Genomic DNA, 24,717 nt, shown 5'->3' on the forward strand with positions numbered 1-24,717 from the left:
CTATGGCTTGCCGCCCGGTCAGCAGGCTAGGCTTGGCCGCATAAACAGAAACAAACTGGCGCTGGGGAGCGGATGGGCAATGAGTGGTCATAAGGACAAGGTCGCGTTGGTGACTGGAGCGGCCCGTGGCCTGGGCCTGGCAACGGCAACAAAGTTCCTTGAGCAGGGCTGGCGTGTCGCCATGCTGGATATTCTGGGCGACACCCTGCACGCGGCAACGGCCACGCTCGATCAGCCCGAACGCGCTCTGGCCGTGGTGGCCGATGTCTCCGATCCGGCCAGGGTTGCCGCCGCCGTGCGCCAGACACAGGCGCGGTTTGGCCGCGTCGACGCGCTGGTCAACAATGCCGGCATCGCCATTTTCAAGCCGATCCTGGAGGTGACGCTGGAAGATTGGAGCAGAGTGATAGCGACCAACCTTACTGGGCCGTTCCTGATGACCCAGGCCGTTGCGCCATTGATGCGGGACCAGGGCGGCGGGGCCATTGTCAATGTCACCTCGATTTCCGGCCTGCGCGCTTCAACATTGCGGGTTGCCTATGGCACCAGCAAGGCAGGCTTGGCGCATCTGACCAAGCAGCAGGCGGCCGAACTGGGCGAATACGGTATCCGCGTGAATGCGGTGGCGCCCGGTCCGGTCGACACTGCCATGGCCAAGGCGGTGCACACGCCTGAGATTCGTGCCGACTATCACGATCACATCCCCCTTAACCGGTACGGGCTTGAAACCGAACTGGCAAACGCGATCTGTTTCCTGTGCGGGGACCAGTCCGGCTATATCACTGGCCAGGTGATCGCGGTCGACGGTGGATTCGATTCCACCGGTATCGGCCTGCCGACGCTGCGTGGGCAGCGGAAAAATAGCTAGGCGGATTACAGGAGCTGGCAGGCGCGCTCGAAAGGGTGGCGCGGCTGGCGGCCGAACAGTTTCGACGGATCGCCGTAACCCAGGTTGCACAGGAAATCGACCTGACAGCGGCCGTCGGGGAAGAATTCAGCATTCACCTTGGTCGCGTCGAATCCACTCATCGGGCCACAATCCAGCCCCAGCGCCCGGGCGGCAATGATCAAATAGGCGCCCTGCAGCGTGGCATTGCGTTGGGCGGTGGCCTGGGCCAGCGGCGCATTATTGGCAAAAGTCTCGCGCGCTTCAGGTTTGTGCCAGATTTCCGGCATGTATTCGTAGAATTTGATGTCGCGCGCCACGATGGCGGTCACCGGGGCTGCCATGGTCTTGTCGAGATTAGTGGGGGAGAGGGCAGGCGCCAGGCGTTGTTTCGCTTCTTTTGTCCGCAAGAACACCAGTCGCATCGGCTGGGTGTTCATCGAGGTCGGCCCCATCTTCAGGATGTCGTATATCTCGCGCAGAAGGTCGTCGGAGACAGGTTTGTCCTGCCAGCCATTCTGGGTGCGGGCATCGAAGAAAATCTGTTTCAGCGCGTCGGCTGCGATCCGGGTCATGGCGTTGCTTCTGATGTTAGAGGGCTACGGAAGTGCGAACGATACTGGCGGTCTTGCGCAAATGATTCTCCAGCGCGTTCACCGCGCGTGGGATATCGCGGTCCATCACAGCGTCGAATATCGCCTTGTGTTCCGCGGGCACATCCCGTTCCTCGGTTTGTAAGGGGACCGACATGCGGCGGTAGCGTTCGCTCTGCTCATACAGCATCGCACGCATACGCAGCAGCCAGTCATTACCGCAGGCGCCGACCAGCTCGGCGTGAAAGTCGGCATGAGCCCGCGACCACACCTCGCTTAAATGCTGTTCCTTGCCGGCGTCAGACTGGCTCAGGCGTGAAAGGCGGTGCCAGGCAGCGACCAGCCTGCTTTCCCACGCAAGGTCGCCCCGTTCGATCGACGTGCGCAGGCAAAGCGTTTCGATGGCGATGCGCGCCTCGGTGATATCAGCCAGTTCCTTGGGAGAAACTGGGCTGACCGTGTAGCCGCGCTGCGGCTCGGAAACCACCAATGCCTCGGATTGCAGCATCGAAAGCGCCTCGCGGACCGCGCCAAGGCTGACATCCAATTCGCTAGCCAGGGCGGCGATGCTCAGCTTTGTTCCGGGCATCAATCTGCAGGTCAGGATATCGGCACGGATCTGCGCATAGGCACGATGGGATTTGGTACCGGCATTCGCTTCCGGCGGCACGGTGTCGGGAGTGGTGGTGTCTGGGCTGTGGATTATTTTCATGCGAAAAATATATTGCTAGAGGTTTAATCTATGTGTAAGAGGAAAATACAAAAAAGATCAGACCCTGACAAGGCCGTGCCGGCTCGGGGCAAAGCGGAGGAAACAAGAGATGACCGACCCGAAGCGGTCCGGCGTGACCGCGATCCATTCTCTCGATCGATTCGTGTTCAGCGTGCCAGATCTCGGCGTGGCCAAGACCTATTTCACCGATTTTGGCCTTGATGTGCGCCAGATCGGCAACCGCCTCGATCTCTATACCTTCGGCCACCCCCATCGCTGGGGATCGATCTACGAAAGCGGCAAGCCCAAGCAGCTCGAATATCTTGCGCTTGGCGTTTATGCCGAGGATTACGAACCGTTGCGCCGGCATCTGGAAAAGATGGGGGTGAAGGCGGTTGATCCGCATCCGCTTGTGGATGAACAGGGCTTCTGGCTGCGCGATCCCGATGGCATCACACTGCAGATCGTCGTGGCCGAGAAATCCTCGCCCAATGAGAAGGGCGAGGCTTTTGGCCCGCTCAACATGAAAAACCCCATTGGCATCGACATCGGCATCAATCGCCGCGCGATGCAGCCGGTGAAGCCGGTTCGCCTCACCCATGCCTTGCTGTTCTGCTCGGATGTGCCGCGTTCGCTGAAATTCTACAAAGAAGCCCTCGGGATGCGGCTGTCGGATCAGTCCGGGGAGGGTATCGCCTTCATGCACGGCGTGCATTCCAGTGATCATCACCTGCTGGCTTTCGCCAAATCAGATGGGCCGGGCCTGCATCACACCAGTTGGGTGGTGCGTGGCATCGACGAGGTTGGCCTCGGCATGGAGCAGATGCTGAACAAGGGTTACAGATACGGCTGGGGTGTCGGCCGCCATGTGCTGGGTTCGAATTACTTCTACTACCAGCGCGATCCGTGGGGCAGCTTCACCGAATATTCCTACGATATCGATTTTGTCGGAGTTGATACTGACTGGCCGGCCCAGGACCATCCTCCGGAGGATTCGTTCTATCTCTGGGGGCCGACTGCACCGGAAGACTTCGTTACCAATCATGAAACCGCAACCCGCAAGGCGGGCTGATATCCGCGATAACCGTAAGAGGACCCTCTCCCAATGCGATTGCTGAATTATATGAAGGCGGGCAAGCGTGCCCTGGGTGCCCGCAATGGCGATGTGATCATTGACCTTACTTCGGCCGGATTGCCCGACAGCGTCGATGCCTTGCTGGCGATGGGGTCTGATGGCCTGCGCAAGGCACAGACCGCGGCGACAAAAGGGGGCGAGACCACGCCCTTTGCACAGGCTACGCTGTTGCCGCCGGTGCTCAATCCTTCAAAGGCCATCGCGGTTGGCCTGAACTACATCGACCATGCGGCTGAGAGCCCCTACAAGGATGCGCCGAAATATCCGGTTCTGTTCCACCGCTTCCCCTCATCCTGGGTTGCGCATAACCAGCCGCTGATCAAGCCCAGGGTCTCGGATCAGTTTGACTACGAAGCGGAGCTGGCCGTCATCATCGGCAAGGCCGGCCGTTATATTTCGAAGGACAAGGCGCTTGAGCATGTCGTCGGGTATTCGCTGTTCAACGACGGATCGATCCGCGATTATCAGTTCAAGTCGCATCAGTGGATGATCGGCAAGAATTTCGATGCCACCGCGTCTTTCGGCCCTGAGCTGGTAACGGCTGATGAACTGCCGGCCGGAGCGGTTGGCCTGCAGATCAAGGCCAAGCTGAATGGTCAGATTATGCAGTATGCCAATACCAAAGACATGATCTTTGATGTGCCTACCCTGGTTAGCACCTGTTCGGAAATTTTCGCGCTTCAGCCCGGAGATGTGATTATCTCGGGCACGCCTGCCGGCGTGGGTTTTGCCCGCAAGCCGCAAGTATTCATGAAGCAGGGCGATATCATCGAAGTGGAGGTCGAAAAGGTGGGCGTTCTGCGCAACACCATCAAGAACGAGTGACGCGTTCACAAGAACACAGCTGAGGGAGGAAACATATGAAAAGCTTGAAGCGCTTCGCCGCAATCGCGGCGATGGCGGTTGCCAGCCTTGGTCTGATAACAGGGTCGGCTCAATCGCAGCAGTCCAATCCCATCCGCATCGGCAGCACGCTGGCCCTGACCGGTCCGCTTTCGGCCACCGCGCTGGTGCATAAGCTGGTCGGCGACATCTATGTCGAGGATATCAACAATCGCGGCGGTCTTCTGGGCCGCAAGGTGGAGTGGATCGTCAAGGACGATCAGTCCAAGCCAGACGTGGCCCGCACGCTCTATGAGCAGCTTGTCACCTCCGACAAGGTCGATCTGCTGATGGGGCCGTATGCCACTGGAGCGATTCTTTCGGCCATGGGGGTGGCTCAGCGTTACAACAAGATGCTGATCCACCATACGTTTGGCATTCCATCGCTGGCGAAATACGACATGCATTTCCCGGCCTGGTCGCTCGGTCCGGATCCAGGCACCACGGTATCCAACACTCTGTTCGATGCTCTGGCTGCATCGCCCAAGCCGCCCAAGACAATCGCGGTCGTCACCTCGAAATTCCCCTCGGTGCATTTCATGTCGCTTGGGGCCCGTGAAGTGGCGAAGAAGCGCGGTCTGCAGGAAGTCCTGTTCCTGGAGTGGGAATTCGGCAATCGCGACTTTGGTCCGATCGCCGCGCGCGTGAAAGATGCCAAGCCTGACCTCGTTTTCGTCGGCGACATCGGCCTGGAGGGCAACATGCTGCTGGAGGCGATGAAGAAGCTCGATTATGAGCCGCCGCTTCATTTCCATCTCTATCCGGCACCAGGTCCGATGGCGACGGCTCCGGAAGGCAAGAACGCCCTCTCGGTTACCATTTTTGAGGAGCATGCGCCCTATACCAACAACCCGGTCGCGGCGAAATTCGTCGCCACCTACAACGAACGCGCCAAGGCGGCTGGCTTCCCCTACACCAAGGTTGAAGTGCAGGCGGCGGCTTCCTTCACGGCCTGGCAGCTGCTGGAGGCCGCGGTCACCGCGACCAAAAGCCTGGACGATCGCAAATTGGCCGATTGGCTGAAGGCCAATCAGGTACCGACCATCCAGGGCGTTTTACGCTTCGATCGCGGCAATAACTTTGGCGATGATCTGATGCGTATCAAACAGGTGCAGGGTGGCAACTGGGTGACCGTGTGGCCGAAGGATTGGGCCGCGCCCGGCGCCACGCTGAAAATGCAGTAAGAGTGCGGATATGACGCTCCCAAGCCTGAACCTTCTCTCGCAATCCATCCTTTCCGGCTTCTTCATTGGCGGGATGTACGGCCTGATTGGTTTGGGCTTGGGGTTGTCGTGGGGCCTGTTGCGGCAGATTAACCTGGCCCATTTCGGCTTTGTCTTCCTGTCGGCTTATATCAGTTACCATCTGGCTACGGTCTGGGGTGTCGATCCGCTGTTGATGCTACTGGTTCTGCCGCCAATCTTCTTTGGCATCGGCATGACGATGCAGTGGGTGTTGTCGCGGTTTCACATCTCGCCGTTCAACTCCCTGCTGGTTACATTTGGCATCACGGTGATGATCGAAAGCCTGATCCAGTACATCTGGACGGCCGATTTCCGAAAACTGCAATCCAGTTACGGAGAAGAAAAGTTCAAGGTGGTAGGCCTGTTCGTTCCGGTTCCGGAATTGCTGACCCTGCTGCTGGCAATCTTCTTTGCGTTTGCCTTCTGGGCAGCCATGCGCTTCACCGACCTGGGGAAGGCAATGCGGGCCATGGCCGAAGATGGACCGATTGCGGCCGCCTTCGGCATCAATCAGCGTCTGCTGTCTCTGCTGTTGTCGGGCGCTTGCGTGGCACTGGCCTCGGTGGCCGGCGTGTGCTTTGCGCTTACCTTCACATTGACCCCGACGCAGATCTTCTCATGGGTTGGGGTGGTGTTCGCTGCGGTCATGCTGGGCGGGCTGGGCAGTGCGATCGGCCCGTTGGTTGCCGGCATCATCATCGGTGTCAGCGAGGCGATCGCGATGGTGCTGTTTTCGCCATCATGGGCGCCCATTGTTTCCTTCTCGCTGCTGATACTCATGCTGCTGTTCCGCCCGGGGAAGGCCTAAGACCGTGAATCCTAAAATCGCTTTTGGTATCCTGGGAACGGGTGTTGTTCTCGCTTTCCTGCCCTGGCTGGGCGCGCCGACTTTCTATGAGTCCTTCCTTTATCTCCTGTTCCATTGGGTGATCCTGGCTGTCTCGTGGAATATTCTCTCTGGTTATACCGGCTACTTCTCTTTCGGGCATGGCGCCTTCTTTGGCGCCGGCATCTACGCCACCGCCTATCTGGCCGGCAGCATCGGTTGGCCGTTTCTGGCCACCATTCCGGCGGCGATTTTAGTGGCGGCCGTACTAGGCTTGGCGCTTGGCGCCGTGGTGTTCCGGGTTGCCAGTGTGCGTGGAGAACTCTTCGCATTGCTGACCCTCGCGGTGACCTTCGTGCTCGCCACGATTATCCTCAACACGCCAATTGATGGCGGGCCGGGCATTTATCTGATTGGCGTCGATATTCCCAGGCTGGGGCCGTCGCAATCCTCGTCGATCTACATGCTGGGGCTGATCGCCTGCACGTCGGCCATCTTTGTCTCCTACTGGATTTATGCTTCCAAGTTTGGCACTGGCCTGTTTGCCATTCATGACGATGAGGATGTCGCGGAGGTGATGGGGGTCCCGACCTATCGCTTCAAACTCTATGCTTTGGCGATCTCCTGCGGTCTGGCCGGTCTGGCTGGCGGCATCCATGCCGTCTTTATTTCCTATGTCACGGTATCCGAGACATTTTCGATCACTGTCCCGCTCAGCGTGGTGTTGATGAGCATCCTGGGCGGCAGCCGGCACTGGATCGGCCCGGCCGTTGGTGCCGTGTTGATCACCTGCCTGCTGTATTTCTTTACCTCGGGCGATACTGCCGTCCTTGGTCGCGCCGCCGTGGGTTTCGTCCTGGTGGTTGTGATCCTGTTTATGCCGGCAGGTGTTCTTGGCCTGGTATCGGGCTGGCGGCATAACCAGCGCATTCGTGCTGCCGCCGAGAAGATCGCGGATACTTCATCGAGCCATGCCGCAGAATCTGCGCCGGTCGTGCATTTGCCGGCCAGGCGTCAGGCGGCGCGCGAACCTCTGCTGCAGGTACGGGGGCTGTCGAAGGCATTCAGCGGCGTGAAGGCGCTGAACGATGTGACGCTCGATGTCTACAAGGGAGAGATCCTGGGGCTGATCGGCCCTAACGGATCGGGCAAATCGACTTTTATCAACGTGGTGAGCGGCCATTACAAACCCACCGCTGGTGAGATTTTGTTCGAGGGCCAGAGCCTGGCCGGGCAGGATGCGCATCGTTTCGCCCGGGCCGGCATCGCCCGCACCTATCAGATTCCGCGGCCCTTCAGTCATATGACGGTGCTGGAGAATGTTGCCATGGTGGGAATGTTTGGCGGACAGGGGATGGGGCGCGCCGAGGCGTTGCGCGAATCCCAGACCTTTATTGAATTTGCCGGGCTGGCCCATCGCGCTCATGCACTGCCCGACGACCTGAACCTGCATCAACGCAAGTTCCTCGAACTGGCGCGCGCATTGGCCGCGCGGCCCAAGCTGCTGTTGTTGGATGAGGTGCTGTCAGGCCTTACGCCCAGTGAGATCAACGAAGCCATCGAAATGATTCAGCGGATTCGTGATCGCGGGACGACCATCGTATTCGTCGAGCATGTGATGCGTGCGGTGATGGCGCTGACTGATCGGATTGTTGTGCTGAATCATGGCGCGTTGATCGCCCAAGGCGATGCGGTCGCCGTGATGAATGAAGAGGCCGTGAAGGCCGCTTATCTCGGAAAAGCCCATGCTTGAGATACGCAATCTTAAGGTTGCCTATGGTGCCGCACCGGCCTTGTGGGATGTCAGCATCCATGTAGATGCCGGCGAACTCATTTGCGTTGTAGGTCCCAATGGGGCCGGCAAGACCACGCTGATCAATACGATTGCCGGGCTCAACCGCGCTGCGGGCGGCAGTATTGACTTCTGTGGAGTGGATGTGACGCGTTTGGCGCCGCATAAATTCTGCGAAGCCGGCATTGCCATCGTGCCAGAAAGCCGGCGTCTTTTCACCGAAATGACGGTGTTGGAGAATCTCGAACTGGGTAGTTTTCTGCCGGCGGCGAAGATGCATCGCCGTGAGACACTGGAGCAGGTTTGCGAGCTGTTTCCCGCCGTGCGGCAGAAACTGCCTATGCCTGCTGGCTCGCTTTCAGGTGGGCAGCAACAGATGGTGGCTATCGGCCGCGCGTTGATGGCCCGCCCAAAGCTGCTGCTGCTTGATGAGCCCTCGCTTGGCCTCGCGCCGTCCATCGTAATGGACATGTTCGATGCCATTCGCCGCATCAATGCTGATGGCCTGTCGGTGCTGCTGGTCGAACAGAATGTCAGCATGGCCATGGATATCGCGACTCGCGCCTATGTGCTGGAAGAGGGGCGTATCGTTATGGATGGCCCGGCGCATGACTTGATGCGACGCCCGGAAATCCGCAAGGCCTATCTCGGTCTGGACTGACACGAACAGCGCGGTTTCCCTAACGTCCTGCATGTATTGGCAGCAATTGCTGCCCAAATTTGTGGCGGCGGAATCTTCACGATTCCCGTGGATTCAGCGATTGACGTCTCTTCAAATGTCTTATTAGTATAACAATAGGAAGGAGCGGCGGGAAACATGCGCGGCGATGCCACGATGCTGAACGAGCGGATGCCAATGCCGCTCTATCACCAGATTTTCCTGATCCTGCGCAGCCAGATCGCAGAGGGCAAATTGTTGCCGGGCGCGTTGGTGCCGGGAGAGGAGGAACTGAGCCGGCAGTTCAATGTCTCCCGTATCACGGCGCGGCGCGCCCTGGCCGAACTGGCCGCAGAAGGACTGGTCACCCGTGGCCGTGGTCGAGGTACCCATGTCGCAGCCCGCAGCGAGCCGCCGCCCATCCGTGCCGGCGTGGAGGGTCTGCTGGAAAACCTGCTGGCCATGGGGCTGAAAACGCAGGTGAATCTGTTGGAATTCGGCTATGAGCCGGCGCCGCCGGATGTGGCGGCGGCCCTGCAGATCAAGGCGGGCGAGGAAGTGCAGCGCGCCGTGCGTGTGCGTTCGCTCGATATCGGGCCATTTTCGTATCTTACGACCTATGTGCCGGCTGATATTGGCCGCAAATTCTCGCGTAAGGAGTTGGCGCATCAGCCGCTACTCGCTTTGCTCGAGCAGTCAGGCGTTACCATCGGCGGCGCTGAACAGACCATTTCATCCACACTGGCCGATGCGCGCGTGGCACCGCTGCTGAAAACGGTCGTTGGTGCGCCCCTGCTGCGGATCAGTCGCGTGGTCCAGGACGGTGCCGGCCGCCCGGTGGAATACATCGTCGGCCTGTATCGGCCGGATCGTTACCAGTTCCGTATGAGCCTCGATCGCGTGCGCGGCGAGGAACAAAACACCTGGTCGGCCCGCGTGGCGCCGGCGGCAGGGGGAAAGAGGTCGCCACGTTCCATCCGCAGGGAGAAAAGAAAATGACGAATGGTAAGACTGGATTCCGCGTATCCCGCCGCCGCTTCCTGGCGGGCACGGCTGTTACCGCCGCTGCTGGCATCGGTGGTTTCCCCGCTATTCTCAAAGCCCAGCCCAAAACCATCAAGGTTGGCATTCTGCATCCGGTGACCGGTCCGCTGGCGCCGTCGGGGCAGCAATGCCGCCTGGGCGCCAAGCTGGCGATCGACACCATCAATGCCAATGGCGGCATCGCCTCGATGGGCGGAGCCAAGCTGGAGCCGATCTATGCCGATGCGCAGTCCAAGCCCGATGTTGGCGCGGCCGAGGTCGAGAAGCTGAACGAAGCCGGCGCCACGGCCATCGTCGGTCCCTTTGCCTCGGGCATTGCGCTTGCCACTACCCAGGCGGCGGCCAAGCATGGCATCCCGCATATCGTCGATGTCGGCGTGGTTGACCAGGTCGTCACCCGCGGCCTGACCAACACCTTCCGCTTCGGCCCGGGCCTCGGCAAGATCGTCGACAGTGCCATCGAGAACCTCGTCGCGTTGAATAACCAGGCCGGCAAGCCGGCCAAGACCGTGATGATCGTGCACGAGGAATCGGCTTTCGGCGCCGGTATGGCCAAGACGCTGAACGAGAAACTGCCGGGCATGGGCTTCGAGGTGCTGGAGACCATCCCGCATGCTAACCCGACACGCGATTTCAATAACATCGCGCTCAAGATCAAGGGGCGCAACCCAGACCTGTTGATTCCGTCCAACTACTACAATGAATTCGTGCTGCTCGCGCGCACCCTGCGGCAGCAGAAGATCCGCCCGAAGGCCATCTATGCCGTGTTGGGCGGTGCGGCTTCGCAGTATCGCTTTGTGCAGGAATTCCCCGATGCGGCCGAATTTATCATGGATTGCAACCATTGGTTCGATCCGCGCAATCCGGTGGCGCTGGAGCTGAAGAAGAAGGTTGAAGCCGAGAAGGCCTTCTTCTCCTACGAGGTCTTCCTCAACCACGAATGCGTGCGCTTGCTGGCCGATGCCTTGGAGCGTGCGGCTTCGGCTGATCGCGGCGCGGTTACTCAGGCGCTGGCGGCCTCGGGCTGGGGCAACCACTTCATGCCCTATGGACCGACCAAATTCGTCAACGGTCAGAATGTCGGTGCCGCCCCTGTCAATACGCAGGTTCTCGGCAAGGACATCAAGGTGATCTTCCCGAAGGAATTCGCCAACGCCAAACCGGTATTCCCGGCACCGAAGGCCTGATCCCCAGGCGGCGGGACGGATCATCTGTCCCGCCGCCATTTCCAGTGTGACGGTATGCTTGAATTTTCCATCCTTCTGCCAGCGATTCTGAATGGCCTGACCACCGGGGCGATCTATGCCCTGATCGCATTGGGCCTCACGCTGATCTATGGCGTGCTGCATATCATCAATTTTGCCCATGGCAGCTTGTTGATGATCGCGCTCTATGGCGTTTTCTTCCTGCACAGCCTGTTTGGTGTCGATCCCTATCTGGCTTTGCCGGTGGCGGCTCTTGCTTTGTTCGGGATCGGTTATGGGTTGCAGCGGTTTGTGATCGGTCATGCCAGCCATGGCAAGGACGAGAACATCCTGCTGGTCACGCTGGGGCTTTCGGTGGTGATCGAGAATCTGGCGCTCTATTTCTGGCGTTCGGATACCAGGACCATTGAAACCTCATACTCTTTCGACGTGGTGGACTTCGGTGTTGCGTTTATTCCGGTTCCCAAGGTCATTGCTTTTGGTGGCGCGCTGCTGGTAGCAGCGCTGCTCTGGTTGCTGATGGCGCGCACCGACCTGGGGCGCGCCATCCGCGCGCTGGCCAAGGAGCGCCAGGGCGCCAAGTTGGTTGGTATCAATGTCGAGCATATCTTCGCCATGTCCTTTGGCATCGGCACGGCCTGTCTCGGCGTTGCCGCCTGCCTGCTGCTGCCCAGTTTCTATGTCAGTCCGCAAGTCGGCCATGCCTTCGTGCTGGTCGCCTTCACCGTGGTCGTGCTGGGCGGTATGGGCAGCTTTGTTGGCGCGCTGCTGGGTGGCCTGATCATCGGCGTGACCGAAAGCCTGGGCGGCCTCTTCCTGGGTGAAAGCCTGGGACAGCTCGGCATTTTCCTGATCTTCATTATCGTTCTGCTGTTCCGGCCGACCGGATTGCTGGGGCAGAAGGCATAAACGCATGCGCAACCTTACGGCTATTTTCGTTTTCCTCGCGGTCCTGCTGCCGTTGCCATTCGTGATCCAGTCGGATTTCTGGCTCACCTGGCTGACGCTCGCATTGTTTTATGCCTATCTCGGCCAGGCGTGGAATCTGCTGGGCGGCTATGGTGGGCAGTTTTCCTTCGGTCATGCGCTGTTCTTCGGCACCGGCGCCTATTGCACGGCGATCATGCAGATTCAGTTCGGCGTCAATGCCTGGGCCGGTTTCGTGCTGGCTGCCATTGCTGCCGGCATCGTCGGCGCCGGCACCGGATGGCTGGTCTTCCGCTACGGTCTGCGCGGATCGTATTTCGCGCTGGTGACGCTGGCCTTTGCCGAGGTCTTCCGCATCCTGGCCAACACTTTTGCCTTCACCGGCGCTGGCGTGGGGCTTCTGGTGCCGCTGCAGCCGGGCATCGCGCAGATGCAGTTTGAATCGAAGGCCGGTTTCTTTTGGCTGCTGCTGCTGCTCGTGGTTGCCGGGTTGCTGTTTACCTGGTGGCTGCAGAATGCTCGCTTCGGCGCTCGTCTGATGGCGGTCCGTGAAAACGAGGATGCCGCCCGCGCGCTCGGTGTCGACCCGTTCAATACCAAACTGCTGGCGATTACGGCATCGGGAGCCATCGCCGGTTCGGCCGGCGCGGTCTATGTGCAGCTTTTCCTCTATATTGACCCCAACATTGCCTATGGCCCTGCCATGTCGGTGGAGGCCCTGCTGGTGCCGATCATCGGTGGGCTGGGCACCATTTTTGGCCCGGTTCTTGGGGCCTTTGCCCTGCATGCCATCGCCGAGGTCGGGCGGCTGGTTTTCGGCGAAGCGCCCGGCCTCAATCTCGTATTGTACGGCCTGCTGCTTGTACTGATGGTGTTGTTCCTGCCCAACGGGCTGTTCGGCCTGGGCAAGGTCAGTTTTGGTGCTGGCGCTCTGCGCCGTCTGTTCAAGCGGGGCGTCCATGCTTGAGATCGCCAATCTTGCCAAGCGGTTTGGCGGCCTGGTCGCCACGAATGATGTCAGCTTTACGGTTCAGGCCGGCAGTATATCGGCCCTGATTGGCCCTAACGGTGCCGGCAAGACCACGATCTTCGCGCAGATTTCGGGCTTCCATAAACCCGATGCCGGCGACATCCGCTTCGAGGGTCGCTCGCTGGTCGGTATGACGCCAGAGAAAATCTGTCTGCTGGGCGTGACACGCACTTTCCAGATCGTGCAACCTTTCGCCGGATTGAATGTGCGCGAGAATATTGCCGTCGGCGCGCATCTGCATCGGCCCGGCCGTCGTGCCGCGTTGGAGCATGCCGAGGCGATTGCTCATCGCGTCGGCCTGGGATCGCAACTGGATAAGCCTGCCGCCGCGCTCACCGTGGCCGGGCGCAAACGGCTGGAATTAGCCAAGGCACTGGCAACCGACCCCAAGCTGATCCTGCTGGACGAGGTGATGGCTGGTCTCAACCCGGCCGAGATCGACGAGATCATCCCGGTGATCCGCGGCATCCGCCAGTCGGGGGTCACCATCCTGCTGATCGAACATGTCATGCGCGCCGTGATGAACCTGTCGGACCACGCCTGGGTTCTGAACAATGGCGGCCTGATCGCCAGCGGCACGCCGGCGCAGATCGCGGCTGATCCCCAGGTGATCGAAGCCTACCTCGGCCATGGCGCGGCGGCCCGTATGCAGGCTCAGCCGGTGGAGGTGCGCCATGCTTGAGGTAAGAGGCCTGCAGGCCGGCTACGGTGAAGTCGCGGTGCTGCGCGGCATTGATCTCGATCTGGCAAAAGGCGAAATCGTGGCGTTGCTGGGTGCCAATGGCGTTGGCAAGTCGACGCTGAACAATAACCTGTCTGGTCTTTACCGCCCGATGGCCGGTGAGATTCGTTTCATGGGCACCAACATAACCGGTGCCAGCGCGGACAGCATCGTCAGCGCAGGCCTGATCCAGGTACCTGAAGGTCGGCGCGTCTTTCCGAATCTGAGCGTGCAGGAAAATCTGGAGCTTGGCAGTTATCGTCGCGGTCGTGCCAACCGGAGTCTCAATCTGGAGCGTGTATATGGCGTGTTCCCGCGCCTGAAGGAGCGCATGACCCAGCTGGCCGGCACGTTGTCGGGCGGCGAGCAGCAGATGCTGGCCATCGGCCGGGGCCTGATGGCCGAACCGGAACTACTGATCCTCGATGAACCATCGCTTGGGCTGTCGCCGCTGCTGGTGGAAGAGATGTTTTCCCTGATACAGCAACTCAACCGCGATGGCCTCTCCATTCTACTGGTTGAGCAGAATGTGGTTCAGTCGCTGGCCATCGCGCATCGTGCTTTTGTGCTGGAGCATGGGGTGATCGCGCTGTCGGGGCCAGCTGCGGTGTTGCTGAATGATCCGGGGTTGAAAGCCTCGTATCTGGGGATGTGATTATGATCCAGGCTGCCCCCATGACCCTGGCCGAGAAACTGGTCGCCCGTGCGGCCGGCCTGCAGAGCGTGCGGCCGGGAGAGGTGGTTACTGCCAAAGTCGACCTGGCAATGATGCATGATTCCGGCGGCCCGCGCCGCGTGGCACCGATGCTGGAGCGTTTGCAGGCAAAACTGTGGAACCCTGACCGGGTGGTCGTCATTTCCGATCATTACGTGCCTGCCGTGGACGCCGAAAGCGCTGGCATTCTCGATCTGACGCGCAAATGGGTGAAGGCGGCAGGCGTGACCAAGTTCCACGACATGCAGGGCATCTGCCATGTGGTGCTGCCCGAACACGGCCATCTGCGGCCGGGCATGTTCGTGGTGGGCGGCGACAGCCATTCGCCCACCGGCGGCGCCTTCGGGGTCTATATGTTCGGCGTCGGTGCGACCGAGATGTGCGGCGTGCTGGTCACAGGCGAAATCTGGCTGCGCGTGCCCGAAACCATCCTGCTGCACTGGGCCGGCAAGCTCGCGCCCGGTGTCGCGGCGAAGGACATGATTTTGGCCATGTGCGCCAGGCTCGGCATGGATGGCGGCCGCTATCAGGCGATCCAGTATGCCGGCGATACCATAGCCGACCTGCCGATGCAGGAACGCATGACGCTGTCCAACATGGCAGCCGAACTGGGTGCCCAGGCCGGCCTGATCGCACCTGACGAGGTGACAAGGAAGTATTTGTTGAGTGTCGGGACGCCAGAGTCAGAAATCGATGTCACCACATGGCAGACGGATATGGCCGCGTCCGTGACCGAACGTCACGATTTCGACGCCACAAGCTTGTCGCCCATGGTGGCGGCGCCGCACAGTCCGGCCAACAGTACGGCTGTTGCCGAGCATAAGGGCGTGACCGTCGACCAAGCTTATATCGGGGCCTGCACGGGCGCCAAAATCAACGATCTGCGCATGGCGGCCAGCGTGCTGAAGGGCCGTAAGGTGGCGAGTGGCACGCGGCTGTTGATTGCGCCGGCCTCGGCGCGCACGACGGCGGAAGCTGCCGCCGATGGCACGCTGGCGGCGCTGACCGAGGCTGGCGCCATCCTGTTGTCGTCAGGCTGTGGCGCCTGTGCCGGCTATGGTGCCGGTGTGCTGGCCGAGAACGAAACCTGCATTGCCTCCACGGCACGTAATTTCAAGGGCCGCATGGGAGCTGGGTCCTCGAAGGTTTATCTCGGTTCGCCCTATACCGTCGCGGCCTCGGCCGTGGCCGGCCGCATCGCCGATCCTCGGGAATTCCTGTCATGACGGCGGCAAACAATACCGGCCGGGTCTGGAAATTCGGCGACAATATCGACACCGATGTACTGGCGCCGGGCCTGTACATGAAAAGCCCGCTGGCCGATCTGGCGAAACACTGCCTGGAAGCGGTGGAGCCGCGCTTCGCCAAAGAGGTGAAGCCTGGCGACATCGTGGTGGGTGGCCGTAATTTTGGCATGGGTTCGTCGCGCGAACAGGCGGTGATGGCCTTGCGCGAATTGGGTGTCGGGGCGGTGGTGGCACCGAGTTTTGCCGGTATCTTCTATCGCAATGCGCTGAATCTCGGTCTGTTGGCATTGGTTTGCCCAGAAGCAGGGAAAATCCGTGCCGACAGCGTGCTGGTGGTGGACGCCACCAGCGCGGAGCTGCGCGATATCGAAACCGGCAAGGTTTATGCCTGCGAACCGCTGCCGGGCCATCTGCTGCAGATGATCGCCGATGGCGGTCTGCTGGCCCATCTGGAAAAGAAACTGAAAGTTCAACGGTCAAAGGAGGCGCAGGCATGAGTAAGCTGCGCGAACGTTTGCGGAGTGGCGATATCGTCGTCGCGCCGGGTGTCTATGATGGTCTGAGTGCGCTGGTCGCCGCTCGGGCCGGTTTCGAGGCGCTATACCTGTCTGGCGCCAGCATCGCCTATACCCGTTTCGGCCGCTCGGACATCGGTCTGGTGTCGATGACGGAAGTGGCTGACACGCTGGGGGCCATCCGCGAACGGGTCGAAACCGACATCATCGTCGATGCAGATACTGGATTTGGCAACGCGCTGAACGTGCAGCGCACGGTGCGGCTGTTTGAGCGCAATGGCGCTGCGGGTATCCAGCTTGAGGACCAGGCCAGTCCAAAACGTTGCGGTCATCTCGACGGCAAGACGCTGGTATCGCCGGCCGAAATGGTCGGCAAGATCAAGGCCGCGCTGGATGCGCGTCAATCCGAAGATACCCTGATCGTTGCCCGCACCGACGCCATCGCCGTGGAAGGCTTCGACGCCGCTATGGAGCGGGCCGCGCGCTACATGGAAGCGGGTTGCGATGTGCTGTTCGTCGAGGCGCCGCAGAGCACGGCCGAGATGCGCACCATCACCAGCCGTTTCGGTAATCGCGTGCCGCTGCTGGCGAATATGGTGGAAGGCGGCAAGACGCCGCTGCTCTCGGCTGCCGAACTGGCCGAAATCGGTTATCGCCTGGTGATCTTCCCGGGCGGCCTGACCCGCGCGCTGGCCCATTGCATGACCGCCTATTTTGCATCGTTGAAACAGAATGGCACCACCGCGCCGTTCCGCGACCAGATGCTGGATTTCGCCGCTCTCAACGCCCTGATCGGCACCCCCGAACTGCTGGCTCAGGGCCGCCAGTATGATCCTTCCCGTTACGAGGACCGGCCATGATCGATCCCATCACCCTTGCCGTGCTGAAGGGCCGGCTGGAACAGGTTGCCGACGAGATGGACGCCACCCTGTTCCGCTCGGCATTCAACCCGATCATCGCCGAGGCGCATGACGCCAGCCATGGCCTGTATCACGCAACCACCGGCGAAACCCTGGTGCAGGGCAAGTCCGGCCTGCCGATCTTCGTCGGCGCCATGGCCTTCGCCGTGAAAGCCGTGATCGACAAGGCGGCCAAAGACGGCAACCTGCAGGATGGCGACGTCTATATCTTCAACGATCCTTACGACGGCGGCACTCATCTGAGCGATTTCAAGCTGGTGCGGCCGTTTTTCCGCGATGGCAAGGTCTTCTGCTATCTGGCCTCCGTCGGGCACTGGCATGATGTCGGTGGCAACGTGCCGGGCAACTACAATCCGGTCGCCACCGAAGCCTTCCAGGAAGGCATGGTGATTCCGCCGGTGAAGCTCTACGCCGCCGGTCAGTTGCGGCAGGATGTGGTGGATATCCTGCGCGCCAATACCCGCCTGCCGGACAGCCTCTATGGCGACATGAACGGCCAGGTGAATGCACTCGATCTTGGCGCCAAGCGTCTGCATGCCCTGCTGGACGAATATGGCGATGGCGCGGTGGCCGAGGCGCTGGCCGAACTGAAGAAGCGCGCCGCCATCCAGTTCCGCAGCCTGCTGCGTGAACTGCCCGATGGCCGCTACGCCGCGGAGGATTTCCTCGACAATGACGGCATCCGTGACGAAGCCCTTCGTATCGGTCTGGAAGTGGTGATCGAAGGCGAGACGCTGACGCTGGATTTCTCGCGTACCTCTCCGGCCTGTGCCGGGCCGCTCAATATCGCGCGCTCCACCGCCATTGCCGCCTGTTACGTGGCGATCAAGCACATCTTCCCGGACGTGCCGGCCAATTCCGGCGTGCTCGAGCCGGTGAAATTCGTCATCCCCGAAACCAGCCTGATCAGCGTGAAGGCGCCCAAACCGGTCGGTGGCTATACCGAGACGATCCTGCGTGTCATCGACGTGATCTTCCAGGCATTTGCCCAGATCGCCCCCGAGCGGGTCAATGGCTGCGCCTACGGCACCATCAATGCGCTGTCGCTGGCCGGGCATCGCAAGGATGGTCGCCGCTGGGTGATGTTCAGCTTCTTTGGTGGCGGCCATGGCGGCCATCCGCAGGGCGACGGCTTGAATCATGGCAATGCGCCGATTTCGATGGCGACGATTCCGCCACTGGAAATCCTGGAGGCTGCCTATCCGGTGATGTTCACCGAATGGAGCCTGCGGGCCGATAGCGGCGGCGCCGGCCGCAATCGCGGTGGCCTGGGCGCGGTCTACGAGATCGAGCTGCTGGAAGAGGAAGCCGATCTGTTCCTGTTTGGCGAACGCGGCAAATACGCCCCGGCTGGCGTGCTGGGCGGCCATGCCGCGCAGCGCAACCGCTTCTTTTACCCCAAGGATGGCAAGGCTGCTGAGCCGGCCATGGTATCCAAGCTGCACGATGCCAAGCTGAAGAAGGGCGAGCGCATCCGCCTCGAAACGCCAGGTGGCGGCGGCTATGGTCCGCCATCGGAGCGCAAGCCTGAGCGCATCGCAGAAGATCTGCGGCTCGGTTATGTCACCGAAGAGGGCATTGCCCGTGATTACGGCCGCAGCAAGGAAGCCGCAGAATGACCGATCAGACCGCTATTCCCCGTTTTGCTGTTGGCGTTGATGTCGGCGGCACATTCACGGATGTCTTTTTCCTCGACGAGGCTAGGGGCCGTATCGACATTGCCAAGGTGCCTTCCACCCGCGGCGACCAGGCCACCGGCTTCATCGAAGGCCTGCGATCCAGGGCCGAGCCGAAGCAGATAGCCACGGTCGTGCACGGCACGACTGTGGGCACCAATGCGCTGCTCGAGCGCAAGGGCGCGCGCACGGGCATCATCACCACGCGTGGCTTCCGCGACGTTCTGGAGATGCGGCGCCGCGATCGTCCCAGCACCTGGGGCCTGTGGGGGCAGTTCATGCCGGTGGTGCCGCGCGACCTGCGCCTTGAGGTGGGCGAGCGCGTGCTGGCCGATGGCAGCATTCGGCAGGCCGTCGATCCGGCCGAGGTGAAGCGTGTGGCGCAGGACCTGCTGGCCCGTGGCGCCGAGGCTGTCGCCATCGTCTTCGTGAATGCCTATGCCAACCCGGAGAATGAACGGATTGCACTGGCGGCGCTGAAAGAGGTCTGGCCGAATGCCTATGTCACGGCGTCTTCCGACATCCTGCCCGAGATCCGCGAATTCGAACGCACCTCGACGGCGGCGCTGAATGCCTATCTACAGCCGCCGGTGGGCAGCTATCTGCGCAAGCTGGAAAGCCGCCTGCAAGGCGACGGCTTCGGCGGGCAATTGCTGATCGTGCAATCGAATGGCGGGGTGATGAGCGTCGACAGCGCCGCCAGCCGTCCGGTGCGCACGGCCCTGTCCGGTCCGGCTGCCGGCGTGATCGCCTGCCAGCATATTGCCGTGGCGGCCGGTTTCCCCAATGTCGTTACCTGCGACATGGGTGGCACCAGTTTCGACGTTTCGCTGATTGCCGGTGGCGAACCCGCCATGAGTGCGCAGACAGCCATTGATTTCGGCATGGTGGTGCGCGCGCCGATGATCGAGATCACCACCATCGGCGCTGGCGGCGGCTCGATCGCCTGGATCGACCGCGGCGGCATCCTGCAGATCGGCCCGGAAAGTGCCGGTTCCGATCCGGGCCCGGTGGCCTACGGTCTGGGCAACGACCGCCCGACCGTCACCGATGCCAATGTCGTCATGGGGCGGATCGACGCTGAACGCCCGATTGGCGGTAAGCTCAAGCGGCTGGATGTCGAAGCGGCCAGGGAGGCGATCCGCAAGCATATCGCCGAACCGCTGGGACTCGACGTCATGGCTGCGGCCGAGGCCATCATCAAGGTGGCGAACTCGCGCATGGCTGGCGCCATCCGCCTGGTTTCCATCGAGCGTGGTCACAACCCACGTGACTTCGCCGCCATGCCGTTTGGCGGCGGCGGATCGCTGCATGTCGGCGCGCTGATCAAGGAAGTTGGCTTGGCTTCGGCATTGGTGCCGCGCTTCCCGGGCGTTACATCGGCTTTGGGTTGCGTGATCGCCGACATGCGCCATGATTTTGTGCGCACGGTGAACAAGACCCTGGACGATACCGATCCCGCCATCCTGGATGCGGCCATCGGTGAAGCGGCAGTAGAAGGCACGCGGCTGCTCGATCAGGCTGGCATTGCTTTCGAGGGCCGCAGCATCACGGTCGAGCTCGACATGTCGTATCTGGGGCAGACCCATACGGTGGCGGTGCCGTTACCGGGTGATTTTACCCAGCCTGTGAAACTGACTCGCGAGATCATTAAGGCGGCTTTTGAATCGGCTTATGCCGCGGCTTTCGGGCGCGTGCTGGAAAAGATCGGGATCCGCGTGCTGAACCTGCGCGTGGCGGCCATTGGCCGCCGCAAGAAGTTCGACCTCGGCCTGCTGGCCCCGCCGAAGGAAGGCTCGGTCGAGGCAGCGAAACGCACCACGCGTCAGGTCTGGCTCGATGGCGCCTGGCACGAGGCCGGCATCTATCGGCGGCTGGAACTGCCGCTCGGTGCCGTCATTCCCGGTCCGGCCATCCTCGAGCAGCCTGACACCACGATCCTGATCGAGCCCGACCTGGTGGGCGAGGTGGACGGGTTCGGCAACCTGGTCGTGAAACGGAAGTCCGCATGAGCGCCAAGCTGGATGTGAAGCGCACCGCTTTGCTAATCGTCGATCTGCAGAACGATTTCCTGCATGCCGATGGCGCCTATGCCCGTGGTAGGGCCAGCCTGCCCGGCGCGGCGGCGCTGATCGCCAACATGAAATCCGTGGCCGATGCGATGCGGGTGGCGGGTGGCTGGATCGTCTCGACCCAGTTCACCCTGGTGCCGGGCCGGGGTGGCGAACCGCTGATCAGCCCACATCTGAAACAACTGCGCCCTTTCTTGCGGAAAGGCGATTTCCAGCCTGGCGCCTGGGGGCACAACCTGATCGACGAACTCGCACCGGCCGATTTCACGATAGAGAAGGTGGCCTATTCGGCTTTCTACATGACGCGGCTTGAATTCGTGTTGCGCAAGGTCGGGATCGACACGTTGCTGGTCGGCGGCATTGTTACCAACGGTGGCGTCGCCAGTACTCTGCGCGATGCCCATGTGCGCGATTTCCACGCCATGCTGCTGACCGATGGCTGCGCCGCTTTCTCGAAAGAGGCGCATGAGGCCAGCATTGCCTCACTGGGCACCATCGCGCCCAAACTCACCTGCGCCGAAGCCGCGGCGATGATCAACGCGGCATGAGCAGAGTCCTGCCAGCTGCGGGTATCGATTTCCCGCTCAGCGTCCCGGTATTGGTGATCGGCGGTGGTGCCTGCGGCTTGACGGCGGCACTGGCTGCCCATGATGCCGGAGCGGAAGTCCTGGTGCTGGAGCGCGATCCGTCGCCCAGTGGTTCCACCGCGATGTCATCCGGCATGATTCCGGCGGCGGGCACGACGCTGCAGGCCGTGCGCGGTGTCGATGATACACCCGAGATCATGGCGGCCGACATCCAGGCCAAGGCCCACGGCGAAAATGACCCAGTCATGGTTGCTGCGATCTGCGCCGCGTCCGGCCCTACGGTAGACTGGCTGGTTCAGACTCACCATGTGCCGCTCACGCTGGTGGAAGGCTTTCTGTATCCCGGCCATAGCAAGCCCCGCATGCACGCGCCGGCTTCGCGCAGCGGTGCGGATCTGATCGGCGGCCTGCTATCGGCAGCCAATGCGGCCGGCATAGATATCGTCTGTGATGCAACCGTGACAACACTGTTCGCCGATGCCTCTGGCCGGGTGCATGGCGTTGAACTTGAGCGACCCGATGGCAGCAGCGAGCGTATCGGTTGCGATGCGCTGGTTCTTGCCTGTTCTGGGTTTGGCGGCAATGCCGATCTGCTCGCGCGCCATATCCCGGAACTGCAGGGAGCGCAGTATTACGGTCACACCGGGAACCGGGGCGATGCGCTGCTGTGGGGCGAGCAGCTGGGTGCTGCCGTGAAGAATCTTGGCGCCTACCAGGGTCATGGCTCGCTGGCGATGCCCCATGCCATCCTGATCACCTGGGCGCTGATGATGGAGGGCGGCTTCCAGGTCAACGCCAGTGGCGAGCGCTTCTCTTGCGAACATGACGGCTATTCCGAGCAGGCCATGCGTGTGATCGCCCAGCCCGGCGGCATCGCCTGGAATATTTTTGATGAGCGCCTGCACAGTCTTGGTCTTGATTTCGAGGATTATCGCGACGCCCTGAAGGGCGGCGCGGTGAAAACCGCAGACAGTATTGCGGCGCTGGCCGAGCTTTGTGGCCTGCCGCCAGAGAAGCTGTCTGCAACCCTGGCTGAAACGCAGGCGCTGGCGGCGGGACGGGGCAGCGACCGCTTCGGCCGCGACTTCACGACCAAGCCAGCGCTGGTCGCGCCTTTCTATGCCGTAAAGGTCACCGGCGCGTTGTTTCACACCCAGGGAGGGCTGGGCATCGACACCGATGCCCGCGTGCTACGCGCGGATGGCCAGGTTTTGCCGAACCTGTTGGCCGGCGGCGGGGCCGCCTGCGGTATCTCGGGCCGTGGCCGCGATGGCTATCTGTCGGGAAATGGGCTGCTGGCGGCGACGGTGCTTGGCGCCAAGGCCGGCCGGACGGCAGCAGCGCTCGTCAAACAGGGAGCCTAACCATGCCGGTGATCCGCGTAACCCTGATCGAAGGCTATGACGAAGCGGTGCGCGACCGCCTGCTGGAAGGCTACAGCGCGGTGACGCGCACGGTGCTGGAAGCCGTGCCCGATGGCATCACGGCCGTTATCGAAGAAGTGAAGGCCAGCAACTATCGGCGTGGCAACCAGCGCAAATCGCCGAAAGCCCCGCCACCACCGCCTGAGCAGATTGTGCGCGATTACCTTGCTGCCATGGAGTGTCGTGACCTTGCCGCTGCAAAAGCCTTCCTGGCGCCGAACTTTGCAATGGTGTTCCCGGGCGGCGCACGATTTACCAAACTGGAAGACCTGATTGAATGGGCGAAGCCGCGGTACCAGCGGGTCGGCAAAGTCTATGAGCGCTTCGATACGGTGCCGGGCATGAATGATGCCGTGGTTTATTGTTACGGCGTGCTGGAAGGAATATGGCCCGGTGGCACCGCCTTTGCGGGTGTGCGATTCATCGACCGTTTCACGATACGCGGTGGTCTGCTGGTGGGCCAGATGGTGTGGAACGACCTTGATGCCGCGAAAGCGGCGCTCTGAGGTCTAGCTGCTGGGCGAAGCCAGTTCGGCCAGCTTTTCCGGCAGATTGATGCAGACGCGATCGGCGCTAAGCAGGCTGATGATGTTGGCCTTGCGCAGCTTGGTGAAGCACCGGCTGACCGTTTCAATCGTCAAGCCGAGGTAATCACCCACTTCAGCGCGGGTCATCGGCAAGAGCAGGGGGGTGGTGGTCATGCCGCGATTCTCCGCCCGCTCCATCTGCTGCAGCAGGAAAGAGGCGATGCGCTCCATCGCGGTCTTGCGGCCCAGCAGCAGGATCTGGTCCTGCGCTGTTTCCAGCTCGTTTTCCGCCAGCGACAGCAGGCGGTGTTCCAGAGTCGGGATGCGTTCCAGCAGTTGCTGGAAATTACGCTTGGTGAAACGGCAGGCATGCACCTCGGTCAGCGTTTCGGCGCTCAAGGAATATTCCGAGCCGGCGCCGAAACCGAGAAAATCGCCCGCACCGAGGAACCCGGTGATCTGGCGGCGGCCATCGGCCATGGATTTCGACAGCGCGACGCTGCCGCTGGTGATGTTGAAGACGTGGGTTGCCTCATCGCCTTCATGGAACACGACCTGACGCGGCTTCAGAGTCATACCGGTAGAAAGCGACGCCACCTCGCATTGCTCCTGCAGGGTCAGCGGTGCGCAGATGGTCAGGCTGCGCGCCGTGCAGTTCACGCAGGGATCGCTGGTTTTCGCGCTCGGAACCTGCCGGTTGGACGGCAGCGGCAGACTATGGACATTGCCCATGGAAGCACCCTCAGAATGGCATCGATTGTAAGATGCCGCGCATATCCGCCGGTATACGGATAATCACTTAGTTGTGGCGGTGCATGGCCCTATGCCACCGGGCCAGATCATCCGCCGTCAGACGGACCTGCGCCAGAGGTAAAATTGTCGCATCCTCCCAGGCCAGATGGCGCCGCTGATGCTCGGCAAACGAGCGCAATGCCGCGCAGAGAGTAAAAAGATCGTCGTCATCGACGCCGCTTGCGATCTCTTCGCAGCGGCCAGCCAGACTGACGGCCTGCAGGCGATCTCGTTGATGTTCATCGATCAATTGGTCGATCACCTGGTCGAGGTCATCACCGAGCAGCAGCCGGCGGCGCAGGGCGGGCAGGAGGCCGTTTTCTTCTTCAGCCAGCATGGCCGGATAATCCTGCCGCAAAAAGGCGGCGATTCCCGGCGCCAAGGCCCGGACCATCGCCGGGGCCACATTCGGCAGGGCATTGAGGACGGCGCAGAAAGCGGTCAGGTTCAGTCGCTGCCCGGCCAGCATTTCAAGAGGCGATATCGCCTCGCTATCGTTTTGCAGGGCGATTAATATCTGCAGCATCGCAGGCGACGGTGCCGGCCGGAGTTGCTGGATATTGCGGTTTGCGTCCATGCCGTCACGC

General features: G+C 61.4%; 25 protein-coding genes. 21 read left to right on the forward strand and 4 right to left on the reverse strand.

Annotated features, from left to right (window positions below; genetic code table 11):
• The first annotated feature begins 79 nt into the window (after nt 1–79).
• Entirely contained in the window at nt 80–868 is a 789-nt protein-coding gene (locus tag ACE3OO_RS15335; protein WP_374304305.1) for an SDR family NAD(P)-dependent oxidoreductase, read from the forward strand.
• A 5-nt stretch (nt 869–873) separates the two neighbouring features.
• Here ACE3OO_RS15335 and ACE3OO_RS15340 read toward each other — a convergent pair whose 3' ends face one another.
• Together ACE3OO_RS15340 and ACE3OO_RS15345 are read right to left on the reverse strand one after the other, a co-directional pair.
• Entirely contained in the window at nt 874–1,461 is a 588-nt protein-coding gene (locus ACE3OO_RS15340) for a malonic semialdehyde reductase (RefSeq protein WP_374304306.1), read from the reverse strand.
• Between the two features lie 16 nt (nt 1,462–1,477).
• Nucleotides 1,478–2,191, reverse strand: a complete 714-nt coding sequence (locus ACE3OO_RS15345) for a GntR family transcriptional regulator (RefSeq protein ID WP_374304307.1) — start codon at nt 2,189–2,191, stop codon at nt 1,478–1,480.
• Between the two features lie 109 nt (nt 2,192–2,300).
• On the opposite strand from ACE3OO_RS15345, the gene ACE3OO_RS15350 reads away from it, so the two are divergent.
• The 20 genes from ACE3OO_RS15350 (at nt 2,301) to ACE3OO_RS15445 (ending at nt 23,317) form a co-directional block, all read left to right on the forward strand.
• Complete coding sequence (locus ACE3OO_RS15350; RefSeq protein WP_374304308.1) at nt 2,301–3,263, forward strand: VOC family protein; 963 nt, start codon at nt 2,301–2,303, stop codon at nt 3,261–3,263.
• Nucleotides 3,264–3,296: 33 nt separating this feature from the next.
• Entirely contained in the window at nt 3,297–4,151 is an 855-nt protein-coding gene (locus ACE3OO_RS15355; RefSeq protein WP_374304309.1) for a fumarylacetoacetate hydrolase family protein, read from the forward strand.
• Nucleotides 4,152–4,186: 35 nt separating this feature from the next.
• The gene (locus tag ACE3OO_RS15360; protein WP_374304310.1) at nt 4,187–5,392 is read left to right on the forward strand and encodes an amino acid ABC transporter substrate-binding protein; all 1,206 of its coding nucleotides are present in this window, start codon (nt 4,187–4,189) and stop codon (nt 5,390–5,392) included.
• A gap of 10 nt (nt 5,393–5,402) precedes the next feature.
• Entirely contained in the window at nt 5,403–6,260 is an 858-nt protein-coding gene (locus ACE3OO_RS15365) for a branched-chain amino acid ABC transporter permease (RefSeq protein ID WP_374304311.1), read from the forward strand.
• A 4-nt stretch (nt 6,261–6,264) separates the two neighbouring features.
• Nucleotides 6,265–8,031 carry an ATP-binding cassette domain-containing protein gene (locus ACE3OO_RS15370; protein ID WP_374304312.1) on the forward strand — a complete coding sequence of 589 codons (1,767 nt, stop codon included), beginning with the start codon at nt 6,265–6,267 and terminating at the stop codon, nt 8,029–8,031.
• A 40-nt stretch (nt 8,032–8,071) separates the two neighbouring features.
• Entirely contained in the window at nt 8,072–8,731 is a 660-nt protein-coding gene (locus ACE3OO_RS15375) for an ABC transporter ATP-binding protein (protein ID WP_374304313.1), read from the forward strand.
• A gap of 156 nt (nt 8,732–8,887) precedes the next feature.
• Nucleotides 8,888–9,727 (forward strand): GntR family transcriptional regulator, encoded by an 840-nt coding sequence (locus ACE3OO_RS15380; protein ID WP_374304314.1) that lies wholly within the window; start codon nt 8,888–8,890, stop codon nt 9,725–9,727.
• Nucleotides 9,724–10,959 carry an ABC transporter substrate-binding protein gene (locus ACE3OO_RS15385; RefSeq protein WP_374304315.1) on the forward strand — a complete coding sequence of 412 codons (1,236 nt, stop codon included), beginning with the start codon at nt 9,724–9,726 and terminating at the stop codon, nt 10,957–10,959. The genes ACE3OO_RS15380 and ACE3OO_RS15385 overlap by 4 nt, the downstream gene beginning before the upstream one ends.
• Before the next feature lie 54 nt (nt 10,960–11,013).
• Nucleotides 11,014–11,886, forward strand: coding sequence for a branched-chain amino acid ABC transporter permease (locus ACE3OO_RS15390; protein ID WP_374304316.1), 873 nt, complete (start codon nt 11,014–11,016; stop codon nt 11,884–11,886).
• Nucleotides 11,887–11,890: 4 nt separating this feature from the next.
• Nucleotides 11,891–12,871 carry a branched-chain amino acid ABC transporter permease gene (locus tag ACE3OO_RS15395; protein ID WP_374304317.1) on the forward strand — a complete coding sequence of 327 codons (981 nt, stop codon included), beginning with the start codon at nt 11,891–11,893 and terminating at the stop codon, nt 12,869–12,871.
• A complete protein-coding gene (locus ACE3OO_RS15400) occupies nt 12,864–13,616 on the forward strand; it encodes an ABC transporter ATP-binding protein (RefSeq protein ID WP_374304318.1) in 753 nt (250 codons plus the stop codon). Before ACE3OO_RS15395 ends, ACE3OO_RS15400 begins: the two co-directional genes overlap by 8 nt.
• Complete coding sequence (locus ACE3OO_RS15405; RefSeq protein ID WP_374304319.1) at nt 13,609–14,310, forward strand: ABC transporter ATP-binding protein; 702 nt, start codon at nt 13,609–13,611, stop codon at nt 14,308–14,310. The genes ACE3OO_RS15400 and ACE3OO_RS15405 overlap by 8 nt, the downstream gene beginning before the upstream one ends.
• Before the next feature lie 2 nt (nt 14,311–14,312).
• Nucleotides 14,313–15,596, forward strand: coding sequence for a 3-isopropylmalate dehydratase large subunit (locus tag ACE3OO_RS15410; protein ID WP_374304320.1), 1,284 nt, complete (start codon nt 14,313–14,315; stop codon nt 15,594–15,596).
• A complete protein-coding gene (locus ACE3OO_RS15415) occupies nt 15,593–16,114 on the forward strand; it encodes a 3-isopropylmalate dehydratase (protein ID WP_374304321.1) in 522 nt (173 codons plus the stop codon). Before ACE3OO_RS15410 ends, ACE3OO_RS15415 begins: the two co-directional genes overlap by 4 nt.
• The gene (locus ACE3OO_RS15420; protein ID WP_374304322.1) at nt 16,111–16,992 is read left to right on the forward strand and encodes an oxaloacetate decarboxylase; all 882 of its coding nucleotides are present in this window, start codon (nt 16,111–16,113) and stop codon (nt 16,990–16,992) included. The genes ACE3OO_RS15415 and ACE3OO_RS15420 overlap by 4 nt, the downstream gene beginning before the upstream one ends.
• Nucleotides 16,989–18,671, forward strand: coding sequence for a hydantoinase B/oxoprolinase family protein (locus tag ACE3OO_RS15425; RefSeq protein ID WP_374304323.1), 1,683 nt, complete (start codon nt 16,989–16,991; stop codon nt 18,669–18,671). The genes ACE3OO_RS15420 and ACE3OO_RS15425 overlap by 4 nt, the downstream gene beginning before the upstream one ends.
• On the forward strand, nt 18,668–20,740 hold the full coding sequence (locus ACE3OO_RS15430) for a hydantoinase/oxoprolinase family protein (RefSeq protein ID WP_374304324.1): 2,073 nt from the start codon (nt 18,668–18,670) through the stop codon (nt 20,738–20,740). Before ACE3OO_RS15425 ends, ACE3OO_RS15430 begins: the two co-directional genes overlap by 4 nt.
• A complete protein-coding gene (locus tag ACE3OO_RS15435; protein ID WP_374304325.1) occupies nt 20,737–21,348 on the forward strand; it encodes a cysteine hydrolase family protein in 612 nt (203 codons plus the stop codon). Before ACE3OO_RS15430 ends, ACE3OO_RS15435 begins: the two co-directional genes overlap by 4 nt.
• Complete coding sequence (locus ACE3OO_RS15440) at nt 21,345–22,751, forward strand: FAD-dependent oxidoreductase (protein ID WP_374304326.1); 1,407 nt, start codon at nt 21,345–21,347, stop codon at nt 22,749–22,751. Before ACE3OO_RS15435 ends, ACE3OO_RS15440 begins: the two co-directional genes overlap by 4 nt.
• A 2-nt stretch (nt 22,752–22,753) precedes the next feature.
• The gene (locus tag ACE3OO_RS15445) at nt 22,754–23,317 is read left to right on the forward strand and encodes a DUF4440 domain-containing protein (RefSeq protein ID WP_374304327.1); all 564 of its coding nucleotides are present in this window, start codon (nt 22,754–22,756) and stop codon (nt 23,315–23,317) included.
• 3 nt (nt 23,318–23,320) lie between these two features.
• On the opposite strand, the gene ACE3OO_RS15450 is transcribed toward ACE3OO_RS15445, so the two are convergent.
• Nucleotides 23,321–24,070 carry a Crp/Fnr family transcriptional regulator gene (locus tag ACE3OO_RS15450; protein ID WP_374304328.1) on the reverse strand — a complete coding sequence of 250 codons (750 nt, stop codon included), beginning with the start codon at nt 24,068–24,070 and terminating at the stop codon, nt 23,321–23,323.
• 67 nt (nt 24,071–24,137) lie between these two features.
• Entirely contained in the window at nt 24,138–24,707 is a 570-nt protein-coding gene (locus ACE3OO_RS15455; RefSeq protein ID WP_374304329.1) for a hemerythrin domain-containing protein, read from the reverse strand.
• Nucleotides 24,708–24,717 lie beyond the last annotated feature (10 nt).

This window comes from Ferrovibrio sp. (assembly GCF_041906005.1).
GTDB lineage: Bacteria > Pseudomonadota > Alphaproteobacteria > Ferrovibrionales > Ferrovibrionaceae > Ferrovibrio.